Origin of the sequence: Sinorhizobium fredii USDA 205 (assembly GCF_001461695.1) — a bacterium.
Lineage (GTDB): Bacteria > Pseudomonadota > Alphaproteobacteria > Rhizobiales > Rhizobiaceae > Sinorhizobium > Sinorhizobium fredii.
On the sequence record NZ_AUTC01000002.1, the window covers coordinates 175,961 to 185,020 of the forward strand.

6 protein-coding genes are annotated in these 9,060 nt (G+C 56.5%); 1 reads left to right on the forward strand and 5 read right to left on the reverse strand.

Translation table 11 applies throughout. From position 1 onward, the window contains the following. Window positions 1-100: 100 nt before the first annotated feature. From N181_RS02105 to N181_RS02125, 5 genes are all read right to left on the reverse strand, one after another. The gene (locus N181_RS02105; RefSeq protein WP_037430229.1) at window positions 101-1,591 is read right to left on the reverse strand and encodes a hypothetical protein; all 1,491 of its coding nucleotides are present in this window, start codon (window positions 1,589-1,591) and stop codon (window positions 101-103) included. Between the two features lie 28 nt (window positions 1,592-1,619). After that, window positions 1,620-2,543 carry a sulfotransferase family protein gene (locus N181_RS02110; protein WP_037430227.1) on the reverse strand — a complete coding sequence of 308 codons (924 nt, stop codon included), beginning with the start codon at window positions 2,541-2,543 and terminating at the stop codon, window positions 1,620-1,622. A gap of 430 nt (window positions 2,544-2,973) precedes the next feature. After that, the gene (locus tag N181_RS02115) at window positions 2,974-4,242 is read right to left on the reverse strand and encodes an O-antigen ligase family protein (RefSeq protein ID WP_370008831.1); all 1,269 of its coding nucleotides are present in this window, start codon (window positions 4,240-4,242) and stop codon (window positions 2,974-2,976) included. A 94-nt stretch (window positions 4,243-4,336) separates the two neighbouring features. Further along, window positions 4,337-5,542 (reverse strand): glycosyltransferase family 4 protein, encoded by a 1,206-nt coding sequence (locus tag N181_RS02120; RefSeq protein WP_037430225.1) that lies wholly within the window; start codon window positions 5,540-5,542, stop codon window positions 4,337-4,339. A 156-nt stretch (window positions 5,543-5,698) separates the two neighbouring features. Beyond that, on the reverse strand, window positions 5,699-7,699 hold the full coding sequence (locus tag N181_RS02125; protein WP_050994610.1) for a GumC family protein: 2,001 nt from the start codon (window positions 7,697-7,699) through the stop codon (window positions 5,699-5,701). A gap of 478 nt (window positions 7,700-8,177) precedes the next feature. On the opposite strand from N181_RS02125, the gene N181_RS02130 reads away from it, so the two are divergent. Further along, the coding region (locus tag N181_RS02130; protein ID WP_060563218.1) for a methionyl-tRNA formyltransferase at window positions 8,178-9,060 on the forward strand (883 nt) is incomplete at its 3' end.

Consider the following 9,060-nt stretch of genomic DNA (forward strand, 5'->3'; position numbering starts at 1 on the left):
GCGAGAGTGGCTTGGAAGCCGGCCGCCCACGAGCGTTTCGATTCCGATGCCCCGCCATGTTTCCATGAATCCGCTATGATTTAAGGAAACATGCAGTAGCTCATTGTGCATCCGGGGTCGGCCCGGCATCGCCGCCCTCGGGATCGCCGGCCATGAAATGGAGGAACTCCTCAAGGTTTGACCACCCGTCACCATCCATGTCCACCCGACCATCATCAGCGTTCGCCGGGTCGAGGCCGCTCTTGGCCTCCCAATCATCTGAGATGCCGTCCATGTCGCCGTCTTGGTAGGGCGTCCCAGCGTCGAGGTCGGGCCATCCGCCAACGTCGCGCGGATCCGTTTTCAGCAGTCGGCCGCTGCGACTCTTGGTGGCCTCAATGATGCGCTTGTCGACCGCATCGCGCTCAGGCTTTGTGGCACCGGCCTCCGCCAGGACTTCGTCGTAGGCGACCATGGGCGCCGAAGTGCGGACCGTCGGCACCTTAAACGGCGCCTTCACAACAAACCGTCTTTGATCCTCGGTTAGAACCAAGCTGTCATCCTGGTCAGGTTCAGTACGATAGGGCTCGTCGTAGTTGTCCTTGACATAGATCGAGTGCCCAAGCCCGCTTTCGCTGAAAAGCTGCACCATGTGGTCGTTGCGCAGCTTCTGTCCTGCAATCTTGTAATTGCCGACGACATTGGCCTGAATATGCGTCCATTCATCGCCAAAGCTGACGACATATTGCCACGCAGGTGAGAAGAAAACATTGTTGACGACATCCGCGACCGCGCCGGGAGTTTTCATTTTTATCTGCGGATTTCTGAACCTGCCGAACGCAAAGAGCGAGTGGTGCACCGAAACGTTGCCGCCCTTGGTGAAGAGCATGTTGCGAGCACGATCGTCTTTCCCCGGGCCGCCTTTCAACAGCGGCTCACTGGTAATTCCCCATTGCCAGGTGAAATTGCTGGCGTCTTCGGAATCTATCGTCTCGTCCGATCCCCAGCTGGCGGAGATATGATCAAGCATGATGTCTCTTGCCGCCTCGGAGTACATCCCGAGACCGCCAGAACAACAAGCCTTTCGCGCATGTGGCCCGGGGCGGAGGCGAATGTGCCTTATGACCACGTCGTTGGTCGAAATCTCAATGGAAGGACGAATTTGTGTCTCACCGTTCCGGATGGCGACGCCGCCGCCCGGGGCCGTCTCCCCGGCAATGGTCAAGAACGGATTTCGGACCACGAGCGATTTCTCGCGTAGCGTTATGGTACCGCCTGTGCGGAAAATGCAAACGCGAGGCCCGGACGCTTCGACGCAACCACGCAGAGATCCTGGGCCCGACTCGTTCGTGTTAACGACATAGATCACCTTGCCGCCTCGGCCTCCAAGGGAACCGGCGCCGAAGCCTTCAGCCGTAGGAAAGGCACGCTGCCTGCCGTCTGGAAGCCTGGGTGAGAGAGGTTCCCGGACTGCCGTTGCAGCCTCGGCCTCCCGCACAGGCCCGGTCCACGATCCAAGGAGTAGCCCTGCCAACATCAGCGGAGCCGCGACATAGCCAGGGCTGTGCCAGTGTCGGGACCTTCGCGAAGCAGTTGAACGCGCAGCCAGCATAAGTTTTCCTCGCTCCTGCGGGCGATGCTTAAAGATAGCCGTAGCGTCTGAGCATCCAGCCGCACAACCGCTCGAAGGAGACCTGCTGACCGGCCGGCATTCGGGCTCGCCACGACTCGTCCCTCGTGAGTGCGACAGATCCAGCCATCCGCAGCCGGTTCCCTGCGACCTGGTGCCCGGGACCGACGGGGTCGCCATTCTGCAGAGAAGAGCCGATTTGGTGAAGATCAAGCTCGAGGAACACCCCGATTTGCTGCATGGTAGCGACGGGGTCTGAGACGAAATCCTCATACCTCACACGCAGTACTTTATCAGGGCCTAGTTTTCGCGAGAGATACTCGACCGCAAGATTGACTATGCTCCACCGCAACGCCGTTCTAAACACCGATTTTGGTCGGATCTCCTTTTGCAATCCCGAGTTTGCGTCACGCGCATAGGGTTTTAGCAATGACCAGGCCACTCCGCGCCCGTCACGCACCATGTGGATGACACGCATGTCAATTCCCGGTATTTGCGCAAGCGCCATCGCCCTTCCCGGCAATTTCGAAGAGTCGACGATGACTTGCTTACCGGAACAGGACAGCATCGCGTTCATCAGACGCTGTGTGTGCAGCGCATACGGTGCAAATTGCTTTCCCAGACCCAGCCCGGAAAACACTTTTGCAAGCACGGACAGACCCTCGAATTTTGCTTGAAGGGCGCAATACTCTGACATAAGTCTCGAGTCCGAATTCGCAAACCATTCTTGGCAAACGGTGCTCCAGAAACTGCAGTCCCGAATCGGATTGCCGCATGCACAATATTCGTTGTGACGCCAAACATGCCGTGTGAGCGACGTTATCTCACCCGCCCCCAAAACGGCATCGTGCTGGTCCAACGCAATGTCGAGTATGGTGGTCCCGCTCCGCCCGTAACCTGCGATGTAAGCAATACGAGCGGGTTGCGAGGTCATTATGACAGCCTTTCATATGAGAGGGCTTGAGCTTGCCTTCAATTCTGCTTACGCGCATCGAGGCAGGCTGCGCATGCCCGACCAGCAGATGGGGTCGACTGCAATTTTGTTGCCACGGGCGCCATCACTAGAAGGGTCGGCACGAAATAGCCGCGACCTCATTAACAATCGGACGGGAACCGCGTGGGCCAGCCCGTCCAACTTCCGGCTGTGAATGGCTGCTCTCGTTCAACAAAACAAATGAAGCAAAGAAATGATAGTGCATGTATGCCTGATTAGCAATCCGATAGGCTTTACTGTCGATCAGCCTTGAACGCGCTTCCTTTTCAACTATTCTTCAAATATTTATTACATATGGAGGCCTTGCAGCCTCACGCGGCTGCACAATAAACTTCGCTTGAGCCACAAAGCCTTTCGGCTCAAATTCGCCCTAGCAACGTTTTGCTGCCTGCCGGAGTTGCGCGAGGCCGAGTCCGCAGCACAAGAAAATTGGGATCGTCCAATACCGCGCGTACATATGCGGATTGAATAAAGCAACCGTGAGAAAAACGACAATGGTCGTAATCATCGCGGCCAGTGCCCTCTTATCTCCTCCAGCCTTTCTGATCGCAAATCCATGCAGCATGCCGACTGCTGAAAACATCATCCAGCCCATGAGCGCAAGCAGTCCTCCTTCGGCCCAGAGGAGAAGATAAAGATTGTGAACGGGAGCAGTTTGTACACTTCTCTCTCGTAACTGGTCTGCGCCCAATCCCACAAACGCAATCTGCTCATCGGATATCGCCTGGAGTGCTTCCTCGATAAGTGCGGCTCTCGAAACGAAAGTTCCCGCTTCAGATATGTCGCCAGAGGAAAGCGCGCCCAAGACACGCGTTTGAAATGTCTTGGGCAACAGGTCCTTGCTTCCAAATGCCCCCACAACCGCAACAACTATGCCGGCCGCAAGCGCTAAACGTAATAACAACTTAGGCGTAGAAAGGAACGCAGTAAAAACAATCAAGCAAATCGATGTTACGAAGAGGCCGCTGTTCGAGCTTGTAAGTATTACCGTACCTATAAATACCGTTATCACCGGTAAAGCGACATATGACTTGATCCGGCCTGTCGCCCACAAAAAGAGCGGAATTGGCAGCGTCAAGGCATTCATCGCCGCAGCCAAGTTCGGGTTTCGAAGGAGCGTGGCCAAACGCCGTCCCCCGGTAACGACGCCCTTTCCCTCCCCAGGCACATAGCCGATCGCATAGAACGTAATGATACCGTGAATATCGATGAGAACCATGCTGACCAGGAAAATGGCCGCCAGACGATAGGCTACCTTAGGTTCATCTCGGATCAGAATGAACATTAGAATTACGTAGGCGAACAGATACTGTGCCGTCACGATCAGCCCTCGTTCGGGGCTGTTGTGCAAGATGCTGCCAATCATTAGCCCGACGAACAAGAGCGTGAACGCGATAAGCCAAAGTGGCGTTGCTTCGCCGAGCGGCTTACTCCAAATCCGTCCAGTTATGAAAAGAATGGAAAGACTAAGACAGAAAAAGAAATCGCTGAGCGTAAAGAACAGTTCGGAAAACCGCAGTGTCGCATAGGGCGCTAAAAACACGCCCGTGTACAGGACAGCACGCTCGATTGCAGGCAGTGTGCGCAGGTGGCTGTCAGAATGAATGTGAGGTGTCGTTGTTTCGCCGATTTCGGACACTGTCGCCTCGCGCCGCATATCACAACTCCGTCACCGGGGATGGGCCTGCACTCGGTCAGCACCCCTACTGCATGTCTCCTTGAATCGACCTGTGCTACAGCGACCTTTGCGCGTCTGATAAGGCGCGCGGCGCTGTAGTATCGCCCGTGCGTAATAGATCTTCGTAGACCGCCGTGATCGCGTGCACGTGGCGCTCGATGCTGAAGCGGGCGCGTGCTTCGTTACGAGCCGTTTCCACGATGTGCGCAAGATAGGTGGAATCGCCGAACAGTCTTAGGCAAGCTCTTGCGAATTCAGCCGGATCGTCCGGGCGAACGAGCATGCCCGTTTCGCCGTCCCTGACAACCTCGGGATTGCCACCCGAGTCGGCTGCGATGACTGGCGTTCCGAGCAGCATCGCTTCGACAAGCGTCCTTCCGAGCGGTTCATTCACCGCCGTTACCAGAAGGGCGTCCAGCCCCGCGATCCAAGGTTCGCTCGGATAGCGGAAACCCATGAAATGAATGCGATCGCCGACTCCAAGGGCTTGAGCGCGCGATCTTGCGGCGTCGTCAAGCCCGTTCAGAGCGTTACCCAGGAACAGCCCCGCAAATTCGACATTCGGCTCCAACCGCTGCAGGGCCGCAAGCACCTCGACGAAGAGGATTGGCCGCTTGCGATCAACCAGGGTTCCTACATATCCGACGAGCCTTGTTTCCGGCGAGCATCCGACCGTGGCTATGATGTTTCGTCGACTATCTTCACGCTCGACCTCTATCGCTTTCATGACGTCGAATGGACTATGAACGACACTGCATTTGGCCGCAGCGGAAAAAAGACCAGGGCGCGGCGACGCAAATTTCGAAACGGCTACGAGACGGTTCGGAAGCCAGGGCGCGATGCGTCGCAACCCGAAAGAAGTCGCGTCGCCACGGTGGTGCCAGAGGTGCTTCGATCCGGCCAATCGCGCCGCCAGGCCCCACATGAGATGCGTGCGACCGTCGTTGGTGTGCACGATTGCGACGTTCCTGGCTCGCAAATATCTGACAATCGCAGGAAGAGTTCGAGCGACATTGAGCGCTGCCGCGCCGTTGCGCGCACCGGCCCGCTCCAGGCGGTTTAAAACGGGCGCTGGTTCAAAGTCGATAGCTTCGCGGCGAAACAGTTCTGCTACCGGCCCCTCGGTATCATGGAGGACAACCAAGGGCGCGAAGGACGCCTTCGGGAGGTTTCGTATAAGTCCGAGGGCGGACAGATGGCTTCCACCTATAAAGTCCCCTATGAAAGGAAAGCACACGGTCCACGGCTCCCCGTTACTCATGTTGGAGCTCTCCCTTCTGCAACAAGTGCTGGATCAACGACCTGACATCGAGCAAAACTTGCAGGCCAGCCTTCTCAGACGATCTCCTCCGACAGGCTAGCTTTGCTCGACGTCAGCAACACCATATGAACCGGCCAAGCTTTCGGGATACCAGAATTACAACACCTTCGACGGAGACTTGGGCGCGGCCCCCACCGAAAGCACGGACAAGGTGTTCGCTTCTTTGGTCGGGCGGTCGGCGATTGCACCATTTCCGCGGGAATGGCCCCTAATCCAGCCACTCGCCGGAAAGCGTCCCGAGGTTATCACATAGCCGCCGTAGCGGTGGCGTCTATGAACTTCAGGATTAACTTGGTTAATTACGGTGCCGATCAGTGGCGCATGGTTCATCCGAAGCTGGGAAACAGCCCCCAATAATTGGTCCTCGGTTGTCTCGCCCCAGGAAACGGTGAGGATGACCGCGTCAACAAAGGGTGCGAGCCAAGTCGCATCGCCAGAGGTGAGGACAGGCGGGGCGTGAAGCACAATGAGATCATACCCGCTCTGCTTGAGCGCTTGGATCAGTTCACACAGTTTGTCAGAGTCAATTCGTCTGAACGGCTCCGACATTGCGAGCGTCGCGTCAAGAAAGCCCAACCCAGGCAAGGTAGGGATCGTTTGCACAACATCAGCGAGCGCTGCTTCATTGTTGAGATAGCGCTCGACGAGTTCGGGCGAACGCCCCATGCTCTTCAAATAGGGAACGCTGTGTTGATGGAAATCCAGGTTCACGAAGGCGGTGGGGCGGCCGTCTGCTGCTGCGGCAGTCGCAATCCCCCAGGCTGTTGATGCGTTTGCAATGTTGTGACGACAAGACGTGACCATCACAACGCGATGCAGTTTTTTAGCCTCCGAGAAGCGGGAAGCCATATAGATCGACCGCTCTGCTTCTGCAGATGTCCCATCACTCCAGTCTGGTGCGCACAATGACCGCTTAGTTCCCTGCGACGACAAATGCTTCGGAAGCTTGGGCACGTAGCCCAAGTTGGGAATTCGCAGGAGTTGCGCGGTGCGTTGTCCGGTGCGGATTCGCGTATCAGTTGCTTCAAACAGGAGCGCGAGCAAAAAGGCCAGCAACGTCGAACCGGCGAATGCCGCCGGAACAATAATACTCGCTACAGGAAACGATGGTGAATTCGGAAGTTCCGCCGCCGATACAATTCGAGCGCTTGGCTTTAGAGATTCCGCCTCAAGATCCAACAAAATACGACGAACCTCATCCTCGATCATGCTGCGCACGCCCGCAATTTGCGAATCTACGTCAATCATCTGAGGGTGATTCTTGCCAAACTTGGCGGAGATCTCGGCTCTACTTTGCAGCAACCGGGCTTCTTCGGACCGCAATGTGACCAAAAGCGGTTGCGTCATGCTTTGCCGAAGGAACCCTACCGCCCCACCCGTATTAAGGGCCCGTTGCTTGTCGGCGATCCGCTCGTCCTGCTTGAACTCGAGTGACGATTCAACGTACAGGTTAGCAATGGTGTTGGCTATTTCCTGAGCAAGTCTGGGATCTGGACTTGATACGGTAATTTTTACCGCTAGGCTCTCCCCAGTCCGGCTGACATTGAACTGACGCAGGAGTGACGAGATTGCGCGGTCCCGTTGAGCTTTCGGACCCGGCACAGTTCTAACAGTCTTAGGCGACCGATCGGTTCCGACAATTCCTTGAAAATACCTAAGAATTTGGCCACCGAAGTCTGGCGGTTGTTCGGCCCCGCGAGCATACGGGTTGAAGTTCGGGTTGTTGGTGAGATTCAATCTGTCGACGACGCGGCCAGCAAGCTGCCTGGACTGCAAAACATCCATTTCGGTTTCTGCCGCAGAGCGATCGCGGTCGAGGGATGTCAAAGAAGCATCAGTGGCAAATGGTCGAACATCTTTCCGCTCGAGCACCACTTCGGAATTGGCGGTGTACGTTTTCGGCAGCGTGAACGATGCTATCGCAGAGAGCAAGGTGCACCCGACAATCACTGACGCAAGAAGCCGCATGCGCCGTCTGATCAAGGCCCAAGCATCCAGCAGACCTACCGAATTCCCCTCGCGCTGGACCGCAAGTTCGACACTTTCCCGGTAGTGATCGCGAGCAGATAGGCTGCCATCAGGAACGAATGTCGTCATGGAAACCATCTAAAGCAGCAAATTTTCTCTATCTGGCTAGATTAGTGAAATGTTTAGTAAGGCGCAATATTTTAGTATCGCCTATCGCCGCCTGTAGTTGGGCGGCATCAGGCTTAACTTATTCAATCGCCTCATCTTTTGCCATTTCTTGCCGAAGAGGCGAGTGCCGAATATGCTGGGCACGGGCGTTCGAAACGGGCGCGGATATCGATACCAGGGATCATTAAGTTTCGGAAAACGCCATTTGCGCATGCAGGGCAAGGCGGCAGCAGCCTTCTCCTCTCGCGGCGCAAACTGACGATACCGTTGCTGCAATATCCCTTCCCGGGCAGGCCCTAGAAGGAGAAGCTGGCAGTTTTCTGCGCTGGACACTGCGGTCATTATTGTGTTCAATTCAGCTCACATTGGATCACATCGCTTTTTGCCCCGTCGGGGCAGGACATTGCGCGCTTTTCGATAGTTCGGCCGTTATTGGATCATGCGTATCGTTTTCGTCGGCGCCGTTGAGAGCTCCATAATCGCTCTGGAAGCGCTCATAAAGATGGAGCGCGCTCCTGCACTGGTTGTCACCCTGCCACCCGAGTCGGCCGGGCGTCACTCCGATTTTGCCGATTTAGGAGCCGTTGGGCGTAGCGCCGGATGTGCCGTCTGCTACACCACAGACATCAATCACCCTGCCGTTCTAGAGGCTATGGCGTCGGTTGAGCCCGACCTCACCTTCGTCGTTGGCTGGTCGCAAGTCTGCCGTCAGCCGTTTCGAGATGTCGCCCGCCTGGGCACAATCGGGTTCCACCCGGCCGCCTTGCCGCGTTTACGTGGTCGTGCCGTTATTCCCTGGACGATACTGCGGGACGAAGATGTGACCGGATCAACACTGTTTTGGTTGGATGAAGGCATCGACACTGGCCCCATCCTGCTTCAGCGGCTGTTTACCGTGGCAGCCGACGAAACCGCTGGGAGCCTCTATGCCAAGCACACAGTAAATCTGAGCGAGATGGTGGTTGAGGCGGTTGCGCTCGTTGAGACCGATAACCCGCCACGAATAGAGCAAGATCATGACCAGGCGAGCTATTGTGCGAGGCGAACCGCCGAAGACGGGCTCATCGACTGGAATGCTTCTGCCGGCGCGGTGCTCCGGCTTATCCGTGCAGTCGGCGCCCCTTACCCCGGCGCATTTTCCATTTACGACGGCGAGAAGATCCGCATCGACGCAGCCGTACGGTTCGAAAACCACGGGCGCTTCATTGGATTGGTGGGCCAGGTTCAATGCCATTCGAAACACGGCTTCGTCGTTTTATGTGGCGATGGTGAGTGCATCAATGTGCTGGCCTGGGCCTCTTCCACTGGCAGGCGCCCGCCGG

Coding starts and splice junctions, on each gene's coding strand:
- N181_RS02125 (WP_050994610.1), bottom strand. CDS start 7,699: ATGACGACATTCGTTCCTGATGGCAGCCTATCTGCTCGCGATCACTAC.
- N181_RS02105 (WP_037430229.1), bottom strand. CDS start 1,591: ATGCTGGCTGCGCGTTCAACTGCTTCGCGAAGGTCCCGACACTGGCAC.
- N181_RS02110 (WP_037430227.1), bottom strand. CDS start 2,543: ATGACCTCGCAACCCGCTCGTATTGCTTACATCGCAGGTTACGGGCGG.
- N181_RS02120 (WP_037430225.1), bottom strand. CDS start 5,542: ATGAGTAACGGGGAGCCGTGGACCGTGTGCTTTCCTTTCATAGGGGAC.